Source organism: Pseudomonas cichorii, assembly GCF_018343775.1.
In the GTDB taxonomy this organism is placed as follows: Bacteria; Pseudomonadota; Gammaproteobacteria; order Pseudomonadales; family Pseudomonadaceae; genus Aquipseudomonas; species Aquipseudomonas cichorii.
The window spans coordinates 1,842,155-1,862,417 of sequence record NZ_CP074349.1 but is presented as its reverse complement, the minus strand read 5'-3'; the positions used below and the strand labels follow the sequence as shown (position 1 = coordinate 1,862,417).

General features: G+C 58.8%; 19 protein-coding genes. 15 read left to right on the top strand and 4 right to left on the bottom strand.

The window, feature by feature from the left end:
- Window position 1: 1 nt before the first annotated feature.
- From KGD89_RS08285 to hemN, 10 genes are all read left to right on the top strand, one after another.
- Entirely contained in the window at window positions 2–196 is a 195-nt protein-coding gene (locus KGD89_RS08285; protein ID WP_025259322.1) for a CcoQ/FixQ family Cbb3-type cytochrome c oxidase assembly chaperone, read from the top strand.
- Window positions 193–1,170 carry a cytochrome-c oxidase, cbb3-type subunit III gene (gene ccoP, locus KGD89_RS08280; protein WP_025259321.1) on the top strand — a complete coding sequence of 326 codons (978 nt, stop codon included), beginning with the start codon at window positions 193–195 and terminating at the stop codon, window positions 1,168–1,170. The genes KGD89_RS08285 and ccoP overlap by 4 nt, the downstream gene beginning before the upstream one ends.
- A gap of 146 nt (window positions 1,171–1,316) precedes the next feature.
- Window positions 1,317–1,568: a type II toxin-antitoxin system Phd/YefM family antitoxin gene (locus KGD89_RS08275; protein ID WP_025259320.1), complete on the top strand. Its 252-nt coding sequence runs from the start codon at window positions 1,317–1,319 to the stop codon at window positions 1,566–1,568.
- Window positions 1,568–2,020: a type II toxin-antitoxin system VapC family toxin gene (locus KGD89_RS08270; protein ID WP_025259319.1), complete on the top strand. Its 453-nt coding sequence runs from the start codon at window positions 1,568–1,570 to the stop codon at window positions 2,018–2,020. Before KGD89_RS08275 ends, KGD89_RS08270 begins: the two co-directional genes overlap by 1 nt.
- Window positions 2,021–2,210: 190 nt before the next feature.
- Entirely contained in the window at window positions 2,211–3,626 is a 1,416-nt protein-coding gene (gene ccoG, locus KGD89_RS08265) for a cytochrome c oxidase accessory protein CcoG (RefSeq protein WP_025259318.1), read from the top strand.
- Window positions 3,627–3,638: 12 nt separating this feature from the next.
- Complete coding sequence (locus KGD89_RS08260) at window positions 3,639–4,166, top strand: FixH family protein (protein WP_025259317.1); 528 nt, start codon at window positions 3,639–3,641, stop codon at window positions 4,164–4,166.
- A gap of 72 nt (window positions 4,167–4,238) precedes the next feature.
- Window positions 4,239–6,704 (top strand): heavy metal translocating P-type ATPase, encoded by a 2,466-nt coding sequence (locus KGD89_RS08255; RefSeq protein ID WP_025259316.1) that lies wholly within the window; start codon window positions 4,239–4,241, stop codon window positions 6,702–6,704.
- On the top strand, window positions 6,683–6,904 hold the full coding sequence (gene ccoS / locus KGD89_RS08250) for a cbb3-type cytochrome oxidase assembly protein CcoS (RefSeq protein WP_025259315.1): 222 nt from the start codon (window positions 6,683–6,685) through the stop codon (window positions 6,902–6,904). The genes KGD89_RS08255 and ccoS overlap by 22 nt, the downstream gene beginning before the upstream one ends.
- A complete protein-coding gene (locus tag KGD89_RS08245; RefSeq protein WP_025259314.1) occupies window positions 6,897–7,580 on the top strand; it encodes a sulfite exporter TauE/SafE family protein in 684 nt (227 codons plus the stop codon). Before ccoS ends, KGD89_RS08245 begins: the two co-directional genes overlap by 8 nt.
- 118 nt (window positions 7,581–7,698) lie before the next feature.
- The gene (gene hemN, locus KGD89_RS08240) at window positions 7,699–9,081 is read left to right on the top strand and encodes an oxygen-independent coproporphyrinogen III oxidase (RefSeq protein ID WP_025259313.1); all 1,383 of its coding nucleotides are present in this window, start codon (window positions 7,699–7,701) and stop codon (window positions 9,079–9,081) included.
- A 4-nt stretch (window positions 9,082–9,085) separates the two neighbouring features.
- Here the strand turns inward: hemN and KGD89_RS08235 are convergent, their stop codons facing one another.
- The gene (locus tag KGD89_RS08235) at window positions 9,086–9,550 is read right to left on the bottom strand and encodes a hypothetical protein (RefSeq protein WP_025259312.1); all 465 of its coding nucleotides are present in this window, start codon (window positions 9,548–9,550) and stop codon (window positions 9,086–9,088) included.
- A 151-nt stretch (window positions 9,551–9,701) separates the two neighbouring features.
- On the opposite strand from KGD89_RS08235, the gene fnr reads away from it, so the two are divergent.
- Complete coding sequence (gene fnr / locus KGD89_RS08230) at window positions 9,702–10,436, top strand: fumarate/nitrate reduction transcriptional regulator Fnr (protein ID WP_025259311.1); 735 nt, start codon at window positions 9,702–9,704, stop codon at window positions 10,434–10,436.
- A gap of 63 nt (window positions 10,437–10,499) precedes the next feature.
- Window positions 10,500–11,048 carry an adenine phosphoribosyltransferase gene (locus KGD89_RS08225; RefSeq protein ID WP_025259310.1) on the top strand — a complete coding sequence of 183 codons (549 nt, stop codon included), beginning with the start codon at window positions 10,500–10,502 and terminating at the stop codon, window positions 11,046–11,048.
- Window positions 11,049–11,107: 59 nt separating this feature from the next.
- Here the strand turns inward: KGD89_RS08225 and recR are convergent, their stop codons facing one another.
- The 3 genes from recR to dnaX form a co-directional block, all read right to left on the bottom strand.
- Window positions 11,108–11,710: a recombination mediator RecR gene (gene recR, locus KGD89_RS08220; RefSeq protein ID WP_025259309.1), complete on the bottom strand. Its 603-nt coding sequence runs from the start codon at window positions 11,708–11,710 to the stop codon at window positions 11,108–11,110.
- 201 nt (window positions 11,711–11,911) lie between these two features.
- A complete protein-coding gene (locus tag KGD89_RS08215) occupies window positions 11,912–12,238 on the bottom strand; it encodes a YbaB/EbfC family nucleoid-associated protein (protein WP_025259308.1) in 327 nt (108 codons plus the stop codon).
- Window positions 12,239–12,299: 61 nt separating this feature from the next.
- A complete protein-coding gene (dnaX, locus tag KGD89_RS08210) occupies window positions 12,300–14,423 on the bottom strand; it encodes a DNA polymerase III subunit gamma/tau (RefSeq protein ID WP_025259307.1) in 2,124 nt (707 codons plus the stop codon).
- Between the two features lie 713 nt (window positions 14,424–15,136).
- On the opposite strand from dnaX, the gene KGD89_RS08205 reads away from it, so the two are divergent.
- The 3 genes from KGD89_RS08205 to KGD89_RS08195 all read left to right on the top strand — a co-directional run bounded on the left by KGD89_RS08205 (window position 15,137) and on the right by KGD89_RS08195 (window position 20,237).
- Complete coding sequence (locus KGD89_RS08205) at window positions 15,137–18,052, top strand: aldehyde dehydrogenase family protein (protein WP_025259306.1); 2,916 nt, start codon at window positions 15,137–15,139, stop codon at window positions 18,050–18,052.
- A 39-nt stretch (window positions 18,053–18,091) separates the two neighbouring features.
- A complete protein-coding gene (locus tag KGD89_RS08200; protein ID WP_025259305.1) occupies window positions 18,092–19,249 on the top strand; it encodes an MFS transporter in 1,158 nt (385 codons plus the stop codon).
- A 235-nt stretch (window positions 19,250–19,484) separates the two neighbouring features.
- Window positions 19,485–20,237: a substrate-binding periplasmic protein gene (locus KGD89_RS08195; protein ID WP_025259304.1), complete on the top strand. Its 753-nt coding sequence runs from the start codon at window positions 19,485–19,487 to the stop codon at window positions 20,235–20,237.
- The last annotated feature ends 26 nt before the right edge of the window (window positions 20,238–20,263 follow it).

The following is a 20,263-nucleotide window of genomic DNA, read 5'->3' as shown; positions in this document are numbered from 1 at the left end:
AATGGATATCGGAATGATTCGAGGCCTGGGCACACTGGTGGTGATGGTGGCTTTCATCGGGCTGGCACTGTGGGTCTTCAGCCCGAGGCGCAAGGCTGAGTTCGACGACGCGACCCTGCTGCCGTTCGCAGACGACCCGCAAGCCATCGAACAGCTCAAGCAGCAAGCCAGCGATTCCGGGAGCAACAAAGAATGACCACGTTCTGGAGCCTGTATGTAACGGTCCTGACCCTGGGTACCATTTTCGCCCTGACCTGGCTGCTGCTGGCCACCCGCAAAGGCCAGCGCAATGATGAGACCGAAGAAACCGTAGGCCACTCCTTCGACGGCATCGAGGAATACGACAACCCGCTGCCTCGCTGGTGGTTCATGCTATTCGTGGGCACCATCGTGTTCGCTCTGGGCTATCTGGCGCTGTATCCGGGCCTGGGCAACTGGAAAGGCCTGCTGCCCGGTTACACCTATGCGGACAACGAAAAACAGCGCCAGTTTTCGGATGGCCAGCAAGGCTGGACCGGCGTCCATGAATGGGAAAAGGAAATCGCCCGCGCCGAGAACCGTTTCGGGCCGCTGTTCGCCAAATACGCGGCGATGCCCATCGAGGACGTCGCCAAAGACCCACAGGCCCTGAAAATGGGCGGTCGTCTTTTCGCCTCCAACTGCTCGGTCTGCCACGGCTCGGATGCCAAGGGCGCCTACGGCTTCCCCAACCTCACCGACGCCGACTGGCGCTGGGGCGGCGACCCGCAGACCATCAAGACCTCCATCCTCAAAGGTCGTCATGCGGTGATGCCGGCATGGGGTGACGTGGTGGGCGAGCAAGGCGTGCGTGACGTTTCGGCTTACATCCTGACCCGGCTCGACGGCCGAAAACTGCCCGAGGACGCCAAGGCCGACCCGGTGGCAGGACAGAAGATATTTGCGACCAATTGCGTAGCCTGCCACGGTCCGGAAGGTAAAGGCATGCAAGTGCTCGGCGCGCCAGACCTCACCCACCCGAGCGCATTCATCTACGGATCAAGCTTTGCGCAACTGCAACAGACCATCCGCTACGGGCGTCAGGGCCAGATGCCAGCCCAGGAAGCAACGCAGGGCAATGACAAGGTTCACCTGCTGGCTGCTTATGTCTACAGCCTGTCACGCCAGGAAAAACCCGCCGAACCTCAGTGACCGGCTCGACAAGACAGCCCCGCCCTCAACCCGCGGGGCTGTTGCATTTGGACAATACATTTCTGTTGTAGTCATGTTTCTACACGACTAGACTGCTTGGGCCAGCAATATAGAAACATATCTACATCTTCCAGGAGGTCACCTTCATGACGACAACGCTTTCAAGCCGCGAATTCAATCAGGACACCAGCGGAGCCAAGAAGGCTGCGAACGACGGGCCGGTATTCATCACCGACAGAGGTCGCCCTGCCCATGTCCTGCTCTCCATCGAAGACTATCGAAAACTGACCGGCAGCTCTGCCAGCATCGTCGACATGCTGATCATGCCTGAAGACATGGATATCGATTTCGAGCGTCAACGGCCCGATCTCACCCCTCGCTCTGTGGACCTGTCCTGATGTTCCTGCTCGATACCAATGTGGTATCCGAACTCAGAAAGCGCAACGCAGATACGAATGTGGTCCGATGGGCAAACGATCAGGCGGCCGCCAGCCTGTTTATTTCGGCCATCACGATCATGGAGCTGGAAACAGGCATATTGCGCATCGAACGCCGTGACCCCATCCAGGGCGCGGCGCTGCGCACATGGCTGGAGCATCACGTATTGAAAGCTTTCGCCGGACGAATCCTGGCCGTGGACACCGCCGTGGCCAAGCGCTGTGCCCGGCTGCACATTCCCGATCCGCGCAGCGAATGCGATGCACTGATTGCAGCCACCGCCCTGGTTCATGGCATGAAAGTGGTGACCCGCAACACCAACGATTTCCAGCATTGTGGCGTCCCGGTGCTCAACCCCTGGGCCAGCCAGTTGCACGAAGAACTGGCACCTTACCGAACGGCACCCCGCTGACCGGCAACTTTAATTACCCTGTCAATTGATCCAGGTCACTTACACGAACCGCTGAAGGAACCCAACGCGACCAAAGGTCGCAGCCTTGGGGTATAAGGGCAGGCGTATCATGGACGCCATAAGAAACCGCTCTTGACCTCAGTCGGCACGTACTGGCTGTGGCATTTTTCCACTGCCGTGGGACGCCCCAATGAACAACCGGATTCCCGTACAGAACATCACCCCGCCACCCGGGAATGACGACAAGACCGTCGACCTCTACGCCGCGCGAGAAAACATCTACACCCGCGCTTTCACAGGCCGGTTTCGCAACCTGCGCATGCTGGGCGGGCTTGCCCTGTTTCTGGTGTATTTCGGCACGGTCTGGCTGAACTGGGGCGGGCATCAGGCAGTGTGGTGGAACCTGCCGGAGCGCAAGTTCTACATCTTCGGTGCAACCTTCTGGCCACAGGACTTCATCCTGCTGTCGGGCATCCTGATCGTCAGCGCCTTCGGCCTGTTCTTCATCACCGTCTACGCCGGGCGAATCTGGTGCGGCTATACCTGCCCGCAAAGCGTCTGGACCTGGATCTTCATGTGGTGTGAAAAAGTCACCGAAGGCGACCGCAACCAACGCATCAGACTCGACAAGGCGCCCATGAGCGCCAACAAGTTCCTGCGCAAGCTCGGCAAGCACAGCCTCTGGCTTTTGATCGGCTTCGTGACCGGCCTGACCTTCGTCGGCTACTTCTCCCCCATCCGCGACCTGAGCATCGAACTGTTCACAGGGCAAGCCGACGGCTGGGCCTATTTCTGGATCGGCTTCTTTACCCTGGCCACTTACGGCAATGCAGGCTGGCTGCGCGAGCAGGTGTGCGTTCACATGTGCCCGTATGCACGCTTCCAGAGCGTCATGTTCGACAAGGATACCCTGATCGTTTCCTACGACCCGCGTCGTGGGGAAAGCCGTGGGCCGCGCAAGAAAGATGTGGATTACAAGGCCCAAGGCCTGGGCGACTGCATCGATTGCACCATGTGCGTTCAGGTCTGCCCGACCGGCATCGACATCCGCGAAGGGTTGCAGATCGAATGCATCGGCTGCGCGGCCTGCATCGATGCCTGCGATACCATCATGGACAAGATGAGTTACCCGCGTGGCCTTATCAGCTACACCACCGAGCACAACCTGTCAGGTCAGGTCACCCACAAACTGCGTCCACGCCTGATTGGCTATGCCCTGGTTCTGCTGCTGATGATCGGCTTCCTGACCAGCGCCTTCTTCATGCGCTCGCTGGTGGGTTTCGATGTCAGCAAGGACCGCGTGCTGTACCGCGAAAATGCCGAAGGACGCATCGAAAACGTCTACAGCCTCAAGGTGATGAACAAGGATCAGGTCGACCACACCTATATCCTCGATGCGACCGGCCTGCCGGATCTGAAACTGCAGGGCCGACGTGAACTCAGGGTGGCCGCAGGCGATATCCTCAGTATTGCGGTGGAGCTGTCCAGCGCACCGGAAAAAATGCCATCGAGCACCAACGAGGTCACCTTCATCCTCAAGGACATCGACAACAGCGACACCCATGTCGAAGCCAGGAGCCGCTTCATCGGCCCACAAATACGCTAAGGGACACCCGCCATGTCAGTCGCACTCGCTTCAAGCCCGTGGTACAAGCACCGTTGGCCATGGATCATCATCGGCATCCTGGCCTGCTCGGTGACCCTGAGCCTGTCCATGGTGACCATTGCCGTGAATAACCCGGACAATCTGGTCAACGACAACTATTACGAAGCTGGCAAAGGCATCAACCGCTCGCTCAACCGCGAACTGCTGGCCCAGACCCTAAAGGTGCGCGCCAGCATCCATCTGGACGACCTGACCGGTGAAGCCGAGCTGCACCTGAGCGGCAACAGCCAGCCCGAGCGCCTGGAACTGAACCTGATCTCCCCGACCCAGCCGGACAAGGACCGTCGTATCTTCCTGACCCGCAGCCCGACCGAAGCCGGCCGGTACATCGGCCAGTTGCAGGACAGGATCGAAGGCCGTCGCTTCGTTGAACTGCTGGGTACCGAAAACGGCCAGACCTGGCGTCTGTTCGAGGAGGAGCAGGTCAACCACACTGCATCGCTGAACCTGGGCGATGAACCGTTGCAAGGGAAGAATTGAGGTGGGAGCAGATCGGACGCATGGCAGTTGCCTCCCCAGGGACCAAACTGACTTGGCAACACTTAAAAGACCATGACCACACCCTGCTACCACTGCGCGCTGCCCGTTCCATCCAGCAGCCGATTCACCGCCATCGTGCTCGGGGAAACCCGCGAACTGTGCTGCCCGGGATGCCAGGCAGTGGCGCAGGCCATCGTCGCTGGCGGGCTGGAAAGTTACTACAGTCACCGCAGCGAAACCTCGATCAACCCAGACAGCCTGCCCGCACAACTGGTGGATGAGCTGGAACTGTACGACCGCCCCGATGTGCAGGCAGGGTTCGTACGTCATGAAGGCGAACTGTCCGAAACCACGCTCTTGATGGAAGGCATCAGTTGCGCGGCCTGTGGCTGGTTGATCGAACGCCATCTGCGCAGCCTGCCCGCCGTCGCCGAAGCTCAGCTCAATCTGTCCAGCCATCGCCTGCATGTGCGCTGGGCAGACAGCCAGTTGCCGTTGAGCCAGTTGCTGAGCGAACTGCGCAGCATCGGCTACGCCGCTCACCCTTATCAGGCCGACCGCGCCACCGAACAACTGGCCAGGGAAAACCGACTGGCCCTGCGTCAACTGGGGGTCGCAGGGCTGCTGTGGTTTCAGGCGATGATGGCGACCATGGCTACGTGGCCGGAATTCAATATCGACCTCAGCCCCGAGATGCATGCCATCCTGCGCTGGGTCGCGATGTTCCTGACCACGCCCATCATTTTCTACAGTTGCGCGCCCTTCTTTCGGGGAGCCCTGCGCGACCTGCGTACTCGCCACCTGACCATGGATGTGTCCGTGTCGCTGGCCATAGGCGGCGCCTATCTGGCTGGCATCTGGACGGCCATCACCGGCACCGGCGAGCTGTATTTCGATGCGGCCGGCATGTTTGCGTTGTTTCTGCTGGCGGGTCGCTATCTGGAGCGGCGTGCGCGGGAACGTACTGCCGCCGCCACCGCCCAACTGATCAACCTGCTGCCCGCCTCCTGCCTGCGGCTGGACGATAACGGCCAGACCCAACGCATCCTGCTCAGCGAACTGCATCTGAACGACCGGATTCTGGTACACCCAGGCGCAATCATCCCGGCAGACGGCAAGGTGCTGGAAGGCCAGTCCAGCGTCGATGAATCGCTGCTGACCGGCGAATACCTGCCGCAACCGCGCAGCACAGGCGACAGCGTGACCGCAGGCACGCTCAATGTCGAAAGCGCGCTCACGATTCATGTCCAGGCGCTGGGCCATGAAACCCGCCTCTCGGCCATCGTGCGCCTGCTGGAGCGCGCCCAGACGGAAAAACCCCGGCTGGCAGAAATCGCCGACCGCGCAGCCCAATGGTTCCTGCTCGGTTCACTGATCGCCGCCGCCGTCATCGGCCTGTGCTGGTGGCAGATCGATTCGGCCCGCGCCTTCTGGATTGTCCTGGCGATGCTGGTCGCCACCTGCCCCTGCGCCCTGTCACTGGCAACCCCGACCGCCCTGACCGCCGCTACTGGCACCTTGCACACAGTCGGCCTGCTGCTGACCCGCGGTCATGTGCTCGAAGGCCTGAACCAGATCGACACGGTGATTTTCGACAAGACCGGCACACTGACCGAAGGCCGACTCACCCTGCGCAGCATCAAACCCCTTGGCGAACTGGATGCCGATACCTGCCTGAGTCTGGCCGCCGCCCTGGAAAACCGCTCGGAACACCCCATCGCCCGGGCATTCGGACGCGCACCACTTGCCGCAGAAGACGTTCACAGCACACCGGGCCTTGGTCTGGAAGGTACCGTCGGCAGCTATCGACTGCGCATTGGCCAACCGGGATTCGTCTGCGCCCTGAGCGCCAGCGAGATTCCGGCCATGCCTGATGAAGCGGGCCAATGGTTGCTGCTGGGCGATACCCAAGCGCCGCTGGCATGGCTGGTTCTGGATGACCGACTGCGCGAGGATGCCAGCCAGCTTGTGCAGGCCTGCAAGGCTCGGGGCTGGAAAACCCTGCTGCTGTCCGGCGACACCTCCCCCATGGTTGCCAGCGTTGCCGCTGACCTGGGCATCGACGAAGCCCACGGCGGCCTGCGCCCGGACGACAAACTGGTCATGCTGCAAAAACTGCACAAACAGGGACGCAAGGTGCTGATGCTGGGTGATGGCGTCAATGACGTGCCAGTGCTGGCCGCCGCCGATATCAGCATCGCCATGGGCTCGGCCACGGATCTGGCGAAAACCAGCGCCGACGCGGTGCTGCTGTCCAATCGCTTGCAGGTGCTGGTGCAAGCCTTCAGTCTGGCGCGACGCACTCGCCGGGTGATTATCGAAAACCTGCTGTGGGCCGGGCTGTACAATGGCCTCATGCTGCCGTTCGCGGCACTGGGCTGGATCACACCTGTCTGGGCGGCGGTCGGCATGTCCATCAGTTCACTGACGGTTGTGCTCAACGCCTTGCGCCTGACCCGTCTGCCCACGACCAAGGCGCCTGCGTCCGTCATTCGACAGCCGGTTCCGGAGGCTTTATGCCCGCGCTCTACATCATGATCCCCGCAGCGCTGCTGCTGGTCGCCATCGCGATCTATGTGTTTTTCTGGGCGGTGGACAGCGGGCAATACGACGACATGGAAGGTCCGGCCCACAGCATTCTGTTCGACGATCAGGACCCCAACCATCAAGCCGCCCAGGATGAGGCCGTGCGCAAGAGCACGCCGTTGAAGCAGGACGAGACAAAGCCCGATGCCTGAACTCGTTCCCCTGCTGCTGTCCGCCCTGATTCTCGGCCTGCTGGGCGGTGGTCATTGCCTGGGCATGTGTGGCGGCCTGATGGGCGCCTTGACCCTGGCCATTCCCAAAGAACAACGCAGCCGCCGTTTTCGCCTGCTGCTGGCCTACAACCTGGGACGCATCTTCAGCTATGCCTGCGCCGGCCTGTTGCTCGGGCTGGCAGGCTGGGCCGTGGCCAACAGCCCGCTGGCCATGGCGATGCGGGTCATCGCCGCCCTGCTGCTGATTGCCATGGGCCTGTACCTCGCGGGTTGGTGGAGCGGCCTGACCCGCATCGAAAGCCTGGGGCGCGGCCTTTGGCGCCATATTCAACCCGTTGCAACCCGCCTGCTACCGGTATCGAGCCTGCCACGCGCCTTGCTGCTGGGCGCACTGTGGGGCTGGCTGCCTTGCGGGCTGGTCTACAGCACCTTGCTGTGGGCGGCCAGCCAGGGCAATGCCATGAACAGCGCCTTGCTCATGCTCGCCTTCGGCCTGGGGACCTGGCCCGTGCTGCTCGCCACCGGGCTGGCCGCCGAGCGCACCACGACTCTGCTGCGCAAACGCGGTATCCGCATGGCCGGTGGCCTGCTGGTGATCCTGTTCGGCCTGTGGACCCTGCCCGGCCCGCATCAGCACTGGCTCATGGGGCACTGAGCGGCACACACAGAGTCCTGTGATCACCCTGCGCGCGTATTTGACGCACATCAACACCCGCCCACAGACAGCTCCGTAGACTCACTCGCATTGCCAGCCTATCCGGGGGAATGCCCGCATGCTCGACGCCATTCGTTGGGACTCAGATCTGATCCGCCGCTACGACCTGGCAGGACCGCGCTACACGTCCTACCCGACCGCAGTGCAATTTCACACACAAGTCGGCGCCTTCGACCTGCTTCACGCCCTGCGTGACAGCCGCAAGGCCGTGCGGCCCTTGTCGCTGTACGTTCATATCCCGTTCTGCGCGAACATTTGCTACTACTGCGCCTGCAATAAAGTGGTCACCAAGGATCGGGGTCGTGCCCAGGCCTACTTGCAGCGGCTTGAACAGGAAATCCAGATGCTGGCCAGCCACCTCGCCCCTGGTCAGGTGGTCGAGCAATTGCACTTCGGTGGCGGTACGCCGACCTTCCTCAGCCACGACGAACTGCGCCAGTTGATGACGAAACTGCGCACCCACTTCAACCTGCTCGATGACGACTCAGGCGACTACGGCATCGAAATCGACCCGCGGGAAGCCGACTGGTCTACCATGGGCCTGTTGCGCGAACTGGGTTTCAACCGTGTCAGCCTGGGAGTGCAGGACCTGGACCCGGCCGTCCAGCGTGCCGTCAATCGCCTGCAAAGCCTGGAAGAAACCCGCGCCATCGTCGAAGCCGCACGCACCCTGCAATTTCGTTCGGTGAATATCGACCTGATCTACGGGCTGCCCAAACAGACCCTCGACGCTTTCACCCATACCGTCAACGAAATCATCAGCCTGCAACCCGATCGCTTGTCGGTCTTCAACTACGCCCACCTGCCCGAACGCTTCATGCCCCAGCGGCGCATCGACAACGCCGATCTGCCCAGCCCGGAAACCAAGCTGCTGATGCTGGAGCGCACCATCGAGCAACTGACCAAGGCCGGTTATCGCTACATAGGCATGGACCACTTCGCGCTGCCCGATGACGAACTGGCCGTTGCCCAGGAAGAACTGACCCTGCAGCGCAATTTCCAGGGCTACACCACCCACGGCCATTGCGACCTGATTGGCCTGGGCGTCTCGGCGATCAGCCAGATCGGCGACCTGTATTGCCAGAACAGCAGTGACTTGAACGACTATCAAGGGCTGCTGGCCAGCGACCAACTGGCAACCAAGCGGGGCCTGGTCTGCACAGAGGATGACCGGATCAGACGTGCCCTGATCCAGCAACTGATCTGCCATTTCGACCTTGATTTCAACGAGATCGAACACGCCTTCAACATCGATTTCAGAGTTTATTTCGAGGGGCTTTGGCCGCAACTGACCGAGATGGCCCAGGACGGGCTGATCGAGCTGACCGCAACCGGCATCAATGTCCTGCCGGCCGGTCGTCTGCTGGTGCGTTCGGTGTGCATGGTGTTCGATAGCTATCTGAACCAGCAGAACCGTCAGCGGTTTTCACGGGTGATATGAACCCTTACATCTTGGCCATGACCAGAACCCCGGCCTTGACCTTGTCGGCATCGCTGGCCTGCATCTGGTTCATGAGATTGGCCATGTCAGCGGTGGAGTTGCTCACCTGCCGCTGCAACATGCCCAGCACCGTTTGCAGTGCAGTGGCACGGGTCTGGCGTTCGTCGTAACTCAGAGTCTTGTCGTTGAGCACTTCCTGGATCTTCTCCATGGTTTCCGCGATTTTCTTTTGCAGTTCGCGAATAGCCTTGAGAATTTTCTGGACCGACTCAGGAAGACCGCTCTGTTCGATATCCGAGTTTTTCGACGACGAAGACGCCGCAGCCTTGCCTGCACTCGACAGATTCACCTCAATGCCCTTCGTTTCTTTCACAGGCGCCGCAGTTTCGGACTGAACGGGAGCGACCGGTGTTTGAACCGCAGGAGTGTGAATATTGATGGAGCCGATGATCGGACCTGACAACGACATGAGAAGACCTGCTTAAAGGTTAGAGCTGTGTAAGTTTATCGACACATTCAACACAACCTTGATACCCGAGAACACTTCGCGCACTTGTCTAAGCCACAGTGCGTGAGTTACCCTTACGACCTATGTGTGATTTCCCACAAGGAATTAAGTGATGTCCGAGCCGGTCAAAGTGCGTGCTCATACCCAGGCCCATTGCAGGGACTGTAGCCTCGCGCCGCTCTGTCTGCCGCTGTCGTTGAACCTGGAAGAGATGGATGCCCTCGACGAAATCGTCAAGCGTGGCCGCCCGCTGAAGAAAGGCGAATTCCTGTTTCGCCAGGGCGATACCTTCTCTTCGGTCTATGCCGTACGTTCCGGCGCCCTGAAAACCTTCAATATCAGTGACGGCGGTGAAGAACAGCTCACCGGCTTCCACCTGCCCAGCGAACTGGTCGGCATGTCCGGGATGGACTCCGAGGCTTACCCGGTTTCAGCCCAGGCCCTGGAAACCACGTCGGTCTGTGAAATCCCTTTCGAGCGTCTCGACGAACTGTCCGTAAAGCTCCCGCAACTGCGTCGGCAACTGATGCGCGTCATGAGCCGCGAGATACGCGATGACCAGCAAATGATGCTGCTGTTGTCGAAAAAGACCGCCGACGAGCGTATTGCGACCTTCCTGATCAACCTGTCGGCACGCTTCCGGGCACGAGGCTTTTCGGCCAACCAGTTCCGCCTGAGCATGTCCCGCAACGAAATCGGCAATCACCTGGGTCTGGCCGTGGAAACCGTATCCCGCGTATTCACCCGTTTCCAGCAAAATCAGCTGATTGCGGCCGAAGGCAAGGAGATCCATATTCTGGACCCGATCCAGCTCTGTGCCCTGGCTGGCGGGGCAATGGAAAGTTGAAACGTGCGATCCGGAGCGGGTCGGCTTAAACTACCGGCCAACCTTGCCCCCGGATCATATGTAATGATTTTCGATGAATTGAGCTTCAAATCCCTGATTCGCCCAGTCGTGGACTTCCCCAAGCCAGGCGTGGTCTTTCGCGACATCACCCCGCTCTTCCAGTCACCCAAGGCGACCCGCCTGGTGATCGACAGCTTCGTGCAGCGTTACATCGACGCCGACTTCAGCCATGTCGGTGTCATGGATGCGCGTGGCTTTCTGATCGGTTCGGTCGTGGCCTATGAGCTGAACAAGCCGCTGATCCTGTTCCGCAAACAGGGCAAGCTACCGGCAGACGTGCTGTCCGAGGGCTACCAGACCGAATACGGCGAAGCCTATCTGGAAGTGCATGCCGACAGCCTGTGCGATGGCGACTCGGTGGTGATGTTCGATGACCTGATCGCCACAGGCGGCACCCTGATTGCAGCGGCCAACCTGATCCGCCGCATGGGCGCGCACATTCACGAAGCCGCAGCCATCATAGACCTGCCGGAACTGGGCGGTTCTCAGCGTCTGGTCGACATGAATATCCCGACGTTCTGCCTGACCAGCTTTGCGTTGAACGAGCAGTAATTGCCTGTTCGCGAATGGATTCACTCCTACTGTGGGAGCGAATTCATTCGCGAAAAACCTCACAACGCTATCGGCTTACGCCCTGCAAACGAATGCGCCAGTGTCCCGCCATCCACCAGATCCAGCTCGCCCCCCAAGGGCACGCCATGGGCGATGCGTGAGGCAATCAGGCCTTTGTCGTTGAGCAACTGGGCAATGTAATGCGCTGTGGCTTCACCTTCCACCGTCGGGTTGGTGGCCAGAATGACCTCAGTGAAAGTGCCCTGCTCGTTGATGCGCTCCAGCAATTGCGGAATGCCAATCGCCTCAGGCCCGAGCCCATCGAGTGGCGACAAGTGGCCCTTGAGCACGAAGTAACGCCCGCGATAGCCCGTCTGCTCCACCGCATAGACATCCGTCGGCCCTTCGACCACGCACAGCAGCGTGTCGTCGCGACGAGGGTCGGCGCATTGCGGGCATAAATCTTCTTCAGTGAGGGTACGGCATGAACGGCAGTGACCGACACCTTCCATGGCCTGGCTCAATGCCAGTGCGAGGCGCGAGCCACCGCTGCGGTCCCGCTCCAGCAGCTGCAGCGCCATGCGTTGAGCGGTTTTCTGACCGACACCCGGCAGGACGCGAAAGGCATCGATCAATTGGCGAATCAGGGGGCTGAAGCTCATGGAGAAAGGTCCGACGAAAACACAAGACGCGGTTTATACCCGCGCCTTGCAATGAGCGTCAACCATACCTGCCACAGATGCCGTCCCGTGCCTCTTCGCGAATGAATTCGCTCCCACGGCAGGAGCGAATTCATTCGCGAAAAGCAGGGCAAAAAAATGCCAGGCACTGGGCCTGGCATTGATCGGTGCAGAGAACAGGCCTTAGAAAGGCAGCTTCATGCCCGGCGGCAGTTGCATGCCTGCGGTCATGCTGGCGGTCTTTTCCTGGCTGGCCTGTTCGATCTTGCGCACGGCGTCGTTGACGGCAGCGGCAACCAGGTCTTCCAGCACTTCCTTGTCTTCCTGCATCAGGCTGTCATCCAGAGTGATGCGCTTGACGTCATGACGACCGGTCATCACCACGCTCACCAGGCCTGCGCCCGACTGGCCGGTCACTTCCGCGTTGGCCAGTTCTTCCTGCATCTTGGCCATTTTTTCCTGCATTTGCTGGGCCTGCTTCATCAGGCCAGCCATGCCACCTTTCATCATGGGATATCTCCTCGAAAATGGATGGTTCGTTTGCGCGACGCCACAAGCGTCGAGCCGTCAGTTAATGAGCCTGCGCTACGGGAGCGTCCACGGGTTTGATCGTATCCTCCCGAATCACTGCGCCAAACTGTTGCAACATCTGCTGGATGAACGGATCGGCATGAATCGAAGCCTCGGCCTGACGCTGACGCTCGGCACGCAAGCGAGACGCCGCCTGGGCAGGGGTTTCCTGCTCGGGCTTGATCAGCTCGATACTCAAATTGATCGTGCGGCCATGGAACTGGTTCAACGCATCATTGAGGCGACGCTGCTGAGTCGAGTTGAACAAGGCGCTGTGGGCAGGGTCCAGGTGCAGCAGCCAGTTATCGCCTTCGGCCTTGATCAGTGTGCAGTTGGCGGCGATGCTGCCTGTCATGCCCGAAATGGGCAACTGCGGGAACATTTCCAGCCATTGCAGCGCAAGGCCCGTGGCCGGCATCGCAGCGGGTTCTGGCTCGGGCTCCGATGCCTCGGCTTCGGTGACACTTTCGTGGGCCAGCTCATCGAGATAGCTATAGGAAGCAGGATCGATGTCGATATCCGGCTCTACATAGTCGTCATCCGCAGGCGGCTCGTCGTCGCGATCCATGGGGGCCGACATATAGGCCGAATCCGGAATGGCCTCAAGCATGCCCGGTGTCACCTGCTGCTCAGCCACCGGCTCGGGCTGCTGGACCTGCGGCGCGTCCGGCACCGGGCTGGCCGGCTCGGGCGTGGGCATTGGCGTCAGCTCGGGCTGCTCGGCCACGGTTTCAAGCACGGGTTCTGGCTCTGGCTCAGCGACAGGCTCAGGCACCGGCTCGGCAACAGGGGCCTTGGACTCAATCCATGGCAGATCGATTTCTTCGACCGGCGCAGCCTCTTGAACAGGCGGCTGCACGGGCTCGGGCGCAGGCTTTTCAACGACAGGCGCAGGCGCGACAACCGGTGCGGGCGCAGCAGCGGGCGTGACGGGAGCAACCGGGGCAACGGCAGTGGCAACTGCCACCGGAGGTCGGGAATCAACTGCGGCCTGGTTGATCCCCACTGGCTTTAGCGGCTGTCTCGGCGCATCGGCGCTCTCGGCAGGACGGAAGGCCAGCATGCGCAGCAGCACCATTTCAAAGCCGCCGCGCGGGTCCGGCGCCAGAGGAAGATCGCGACGTCCAATCAGGCCCATCTGGTAATAAAACTGTACATCTTCGGCAGGCAGCGCCTGTGCCAGAGCCAGTACGCGATCACGGTCACCGTGACCGTTGTCGACACCCTCGGGCAGCGCCTGGGCAATTGCCACACGGTGCAGGACGTTGAGAATCTCCGACAGCACGCCATTCCAGTCAGGCCCTTGCTCGGCCAAGTGACGCACGGCCTCCAGCAGCCCGCGTGCATCGCCTTCCAGCAAGGCCGTCAGCACATCGAACACCTGACCATGGTCCAGTGTGCCCAGCATGGCACGCACATCGGCGGCCATGACCTTGCCTTCGCCGAAAGCAATGGCCTGATCGGTCAGGCTCATGGCGTCACGCATCGAACCATCAGCCGCACGGCCCAACAGCCAGAGTGCGTCGTCCTCGAACGGCACATTCTCGACACCCAGCACATGGCTCAAGTGTTCGACCACACGCTCGGGGGTCATGTTCTTCAGCGAGAACTGCAGGCAGCGCGACAGAATCGTGGCTGGCAGCTTTTGCGGGTCGGTGGTCGCCAGGATGAACTTGACGTAAGGCGGTGGCTCTTCGAGGGTCTTGAGCAACGCATTGAACGAGTGGCTGGAGAGCATGTGCACTTCGTCGATCAGGTAGACCTTGAAGCGCCCGCGGCTCGGTGCGTACTGGACGTTATCCAGCAACTCGCGGGTGTCCTCGACCTTGGTCCGGCTGGCGGCGTCGATCTCGATCAGGTCGACAAAACGGCCCTCGTCGATTTCCTGACAGACCGAACAGGTACCGCAAGGCGTTGAAGTAATGCCGGTTTCACAGTTCAGGCACTTGGCGATGATCCGCGCAATGGTCGTCTTGCCGACGCCACGGGTGCCGGTGAACAGATAGGCATGGTGCAGCCGCTGGCTGTCCAGCGCATTGATCAGGGCCTTCAGCACATGGGTCTGGCCGACCATTTCGCGGAACGAGCGCGGACGCCATTTACGTGCAAGAACCTGATAACTCATTGAAAACCGTCGCAACTGGGAAGCGGAAGACCGCTAATGCTAGCGGAGCAAGAGCAAAATTGCATCTGGTCTCATGGGTTATCTGGCTCGTACGGCGTTTCTCACCCAGGTCTGAAAACGCGCACCTGCCTTGCGCGTGATGCAGAGACGAATAAAGAACGCGCTCACAAGGGGGGGCAAGATGAATTAGTCACTGGTTGAAAGTTTCCTGGCGTGCAGGGATTGAATTTCAATAAAAGGCTGGCGTAAGCTCGGACAACTTATCGTAAGCCCTCAAGAAGAGAGCACTCACGATAAGCATCAATACCAGATCAGGACGCTGCATTTTACAAGGGTTGGCAGACAACAGGTTGTTCAGGTTTACGGTTATCTGCCTGTAATTGAATACTGCCCATATGGCATAGACGTATGGGCAATTATCTGACTATTGATATCTCTCATGTCGCTTTCCATAGTGAACCCGTCGTTATATCTGATGCACGCCCACAAGGACATGGCCTGGCTGGATGGCCAGGTTACGAACAGTCGTCGCTGCATTCTTTTTGCCTTTACCTTCTCGCCTCCCCTCTGAAAAACACCCACTCGCCATTCGGGTCTTACAACCTTCCGATAGCGACTCAGGGCTTTGCCGTGCCTATCAGCGATGACTTCATCGCTTTTTACATCACGTCCTGCGGGGGACGGTTAATTGCATCAAACAGGAAGTTCATTGCATGTGGTGGAAAAGTCTTGCTCGACAAATTCAGGAAAGAACTGCCGATAACAACGAAACCGTTGCCTTCGGCGCGGGGTTTGGCCCCTCCGGACTGCCGCATATCGGAACCTTGTGTGAGGTGCTGCGCGTCAGCATCGTCAGAACAGCCTTTGAACGAATCTCCGGCAAGGAAACCCGGCTTCTTATTATTTCCGACGATATGGACGCCCTGAGGAAAGTGCCTGCGACCTTTGCTCAGCCACAGGCTCTACAGAGCTGCCTGGGATTGCCATTGTGCGATATTCCCGACCCGTTCGAGAACGCGAGAAGTCTGTCGGCAGGTATCAACGCCCGACTTGATCATGCACTGGCCCCCTATGGGCTGGATTATCAACTGTTAGAAAACAGTACCCTTTATCGGTCCGGCTACTACAACTCGACCATTCGACAGTTTCTCGCTCGAATGGAGTCGATCAATCAGGTGGTGGCATCACGTCTGGGGATCACCCGCAGAAAGAGCTACAGCATGTTCATGCCCATGTCGCGATTTTCCGGGCGGATCATTGAGCATCTGGTCGTCCGGAACGTGGATCTTCAGCGAGGAGAGATAACGTACCGGATTCCCCCGGATCTGCTGATCAATAGACCCGGCGAGGAGTACAGTATTACCTCTCAGGAATACTACACCGATGAGCCAATTGGCGAAGATATCACCACGTCGGTATTGGACGGACACTGCAAATTACAATGGAAAGCCGATTGGGCAATGCGCCTGATTCACCGCAATATCTCTTTTGAAATGCATGGCGAGGACCTGACGGACTCCGCGAATACCGTGCGTGATATCTGCGCAGTTCTGGAAGTACAAGCTCCGATCCTGATGAAGTACGGGCTCTTTACCGATATTGCCGGCAAGAAAATATCCAAAAGCAAAGGCAACGGTTTCTCGCTGGAACAAGTCAGCAAGTACATGCCTGAAGAAGCGTTGCAGCATTTCATGTTCAGCAACCCTTACCGCACGACCCGTTTTCACCCACAGGTGTCGATCAAAGCGTATGACAATTACTGTGCCGACCATGCACGACTGGTAGCAGGAGACAATGACAACCCGGTTGCTTATTTCCACCGCCAACCGACTCATCGCAAACGTCTCTCCACCTACCAGCGGATACTGAACATCCTGACCGCCTGCCATCCCGGTGATATTGACGCGGCTTACCATTACCTGCTCAAGCACGAAAAAATCCGGCAGGACATTCTCGCGGATGAAACCTTCACCCACGTTATACAGAAAGCGTTTACCTACTATCAGGAACGGATTGCCCCGCGCTTCAAGCCACGCCTGATCAATGAGTACGCCGAATCACTCCTGTATCGACTGTCAGAACAATTCAAACAACTGTCACTGCATCACAAATCCATGGCGGATACACCCCTTACACACCTCTTTGATCAGGTTGGCGCCCCCAGTCACGACATGGCTTATCGGATGCTCTATGCCTGCCTGTTCGGTGAGGAAAGCGGACCACGGCTGGAGGAATACATCACTCGCATGGGCGTGCAGGCTTTTTGTATGGAACTCGAATCACGGATCGAACAGGCAATTAATCACAGGGAGAGTGAAACCATGAGTACGCAAGTCAATCAAGCCATTACCGAGTCGCATGACATCCAGCGCTCGGCCCTTCTTGTGCCTGCATCAGGCAGCGGACGAGTTCTGGAGGCCATCGATTTTCTGGAAGTCAAGGCACGTGCTGCAGCCTTTGCACAGCATCTTCGAGACAATAAAGAAGCGATTGCCGAGAGCCTTTCAGGGTTCGAGTGCTACAACGTAGCGGTGGATGAAATCGAACGTTGTGTCGAGCTTCTGGAGAACCTGGAACTCAATAGCCCGTTCTTTGAGCGCAAGGTGCATTGCGTCACAAGTTATCTGCCACTCAACCAACCGATCTATGCAACGACATGCTTTGGCATCGTTCCTTCATTGATGGCTGATGAAGCCTGGCTTCGACCGCCTACCGCCATGCACTCGCACTATAAAAAGTTGTTGGAACCCCTGCAGTTGGCGCGCTTTTTCCCGAACCTGAACATCTCTTTCGCAGATAAAGAGACATTCGTCAGCCAGACTGCGGCTATCTCTGATGCGGTGATCTTTACCGGCACACCGGAAAACGCGACCAAGGTGCGCAAGTCTTACCTCAAGCGCACCTTGTTCATTCTCAACGGAGCGGGCCATAACCCACTGGTAGTGGCTGCCGATGCCTCGATCGACACCGCCATCGAAAGTGCCCTGCGAGTGGTGCTTTACAATCAGGGGCAGGATTGCGCAGGTCCCAACAGCATTCTGGTACACCGAGATATCCATGCCGAATTCATTCATCGCTTGCGTGAAGAGTTGTCCAAATGCGAGGGACATGTGGGGGATTACGCCTGCAAAGAGAATATTGTGGGACCTAACAGCGATCCTGATCACACCCTGAAAGTGGTAAAGATGTTCAAGGAGTATCGGGAGCACTGCACATACGGAGGTGAAATCAACCCGATCAGTGGATTGATACGTCCTACCGTGTTTGAACGACCGTTGTCTCTGGGAGGCAATTACAAAGAGTTCTTTGCCCCGGTATTCTTCGTTCAACCTTATGACGAAGACGCAGAACTGGCGAGCTACTTCGAACACCCGCTCTATTCGCCCAATTCAATGTACGTGTCACTGTTTGGCAGCAGCCACTATATCGATGAGCTGGTTGCACGCGGAAAACATGATACGCAAACCGTACTCAAAAACACCGACCTGCATGTGGTGGAGAAAGGCTATAACCCCTACGGCGGTCACGGGGTTGCGGCGTCCTGCCTCTACGTGAACGGTGTCCGGATTGCCAAACCGACGTTACCGCAACGTGACATCCACGAACATCTTGTGGCGGCTGGAGCATGAATGGGTTGTCTGGACGACAGCAGGCCCGGGGTATGACTGATGAATAAAGTACTGTTGGCGGCTCTGATACTGGGAGTTTCCATCGTCGGCCTGACTATCGGTTCGACCGTGCCAGTGGTTGCACTGCGCCTTTATCAGGCACAGGCTTCGAGCGTTCATATCGGTGTGATGTCTGCACTGCCAGCGGCCGGCATCATATTGTCGGCCTTTATGGTGGACTGGGTCAGCCAGCGCTTGAGCCGAAGACACATCTATATGGGGTGCTTCGCGCTATCGGCCCTCAGCGTTGCAGCCATCGAGGTATTCGCATCGACGCTCTACGGCCTGGCTCTGGCCAGGCTGGTGATGGGCGTGGCCGCAGGGCTCATCATCATTATCGGAGAATCCTGGGTCAATGAAATCGCCGAGGACTCCCATCGAGGAAGGATCGTTGCGATCTACACCACCTGCTTCACGATCTTTCAGGTGATGGGACCAGGCATGGTGGCCATGTTTGGCACCGCAGGACTACAGGTAATCGGTGTGGTGGTGCTCGGGAATATTCTGGCACTGGGGACGATCAGCTTCACCTTGCCCCGACAAGTGATCTGGCACGGACACTCGGAAAGCAAGACCTTCTCGGTGCTGGGCTTCATTCAAGTTGCACCGGCGCTCTGCATGGGCATCATCTTCTTCTCGTTCTTCGATAGCGTGATCCTGTCGATGTTTCCGGTTTATGCCGCCGAACACGGTTACACCATCAAACTCGCAGCACTGATGGTGACGGTAATACTGCTCGGCGATGCCGCTCTGCAGTTTCCGCTGGGCTGGCTATCAGACAAAATTGCCCGGCCTCTGGTCTATCTGGGGTGCGGAGTTCTGTCTCTGACCATCGGGGCGTGCCTGCCATGGCTGATGAACCATCCCTTGCTACTCTGGCCAAGCCTGATCGTACTCGGGGCCGTTGCAGGCGGGGTTTACACCTTGGCAATCATTCTGATCGGCGAAGGCTTCAAAGGTCAGGATCTGGTCACAGCGAATGCCAGCGCCGGCTTTTTGTGGGGGGTAGGCAGCCTGCTTGGACCACTGGTCAGCGGCGCAGCGATGACCACCAGTGCTCACGGCCTGCCCCTGGCACTGTCGGCGGCGGCTGTGCTGCTGGTGTTGTTCACATTACCGATGCTCAGGAGAACGATGCGGGTCAAGGCGCTGGGTTGAGGTTCAGACCGGGCTCCAGGACATGGACACACCGGGGGAAGGAGTAGACATAGCATGTAAAAACGCCTGTTAAGAGCGTTATCCGCAAAACGCGGCTACATTCCCTCAGAGCCGTCAGGATAGTCATGGATTTCACTAGCGGATGCACAACCACGAGCTGAACGAATGAAGTGCAAGGGTACTCTGTATACGGTCTTTTAAAAGCCGCATAGTGCGGCTGTGGCTGGGGCCCCCCATGCGTCGAAACCCGATTCTGTTGTGCATTTCATTTCTGTTCAGCCCATTGATCAGCGCCGCCGACCCCACGCTGCGTTTTTCCGTGGCCGAAAGCTGGTCGATGCCCTTGATCCGTATCGAAAACCACCAGCCCACTTCCGGCATCCTGTTCGACATCATGCAGAGCCTGACGCATCAGTTAGGCCGAACCGCCGAGTACCACGTGCTGCCACGTCTGCGCGTTCAGCCAGCGCTGGAGCACGGCGAAGTGGATGTGCGCTGCTACACCGCCAAGGCCTGGGTGCCGGAGCTGTCGGGGGATTATCTGTGGAGCCTGCCGTTCATGTATCAGCGCGACCTGCTGATCGCATCAGCCGAAACCGCGGCAGGCCCTTACCCCAATCAGTTCGATCACGAAACCATCGGTACCGTGCTGGGGTACAGCTACCCGACCATGGATCATCTGTTCGCCAACCACAAACTGGTTCGCGAAGACGCACGCAGCCAGGAACATGCATTGCGCAAACTCATCGCCGGTCGCTATCACTACGCGATTGCCAGCCAACTGGTCATGGACTGGATCAACCGCGACCTGCCCGACCACAAACGCCTCAAGACCGTTTCAAGGATCAGCGAACAGGAAACCGGCTGCATCGTGCGCAATGACCCGGACATCCCCGCGCAGGAAATCCTCGACACCCTGGCGCGCATGAAGGCCTCGGGAGAGATCCAGCGGATCATCGATCGGTACACAACAGCTCCCGCTCCATGAAGAATCGCCGCACCTACTCCCGGCAC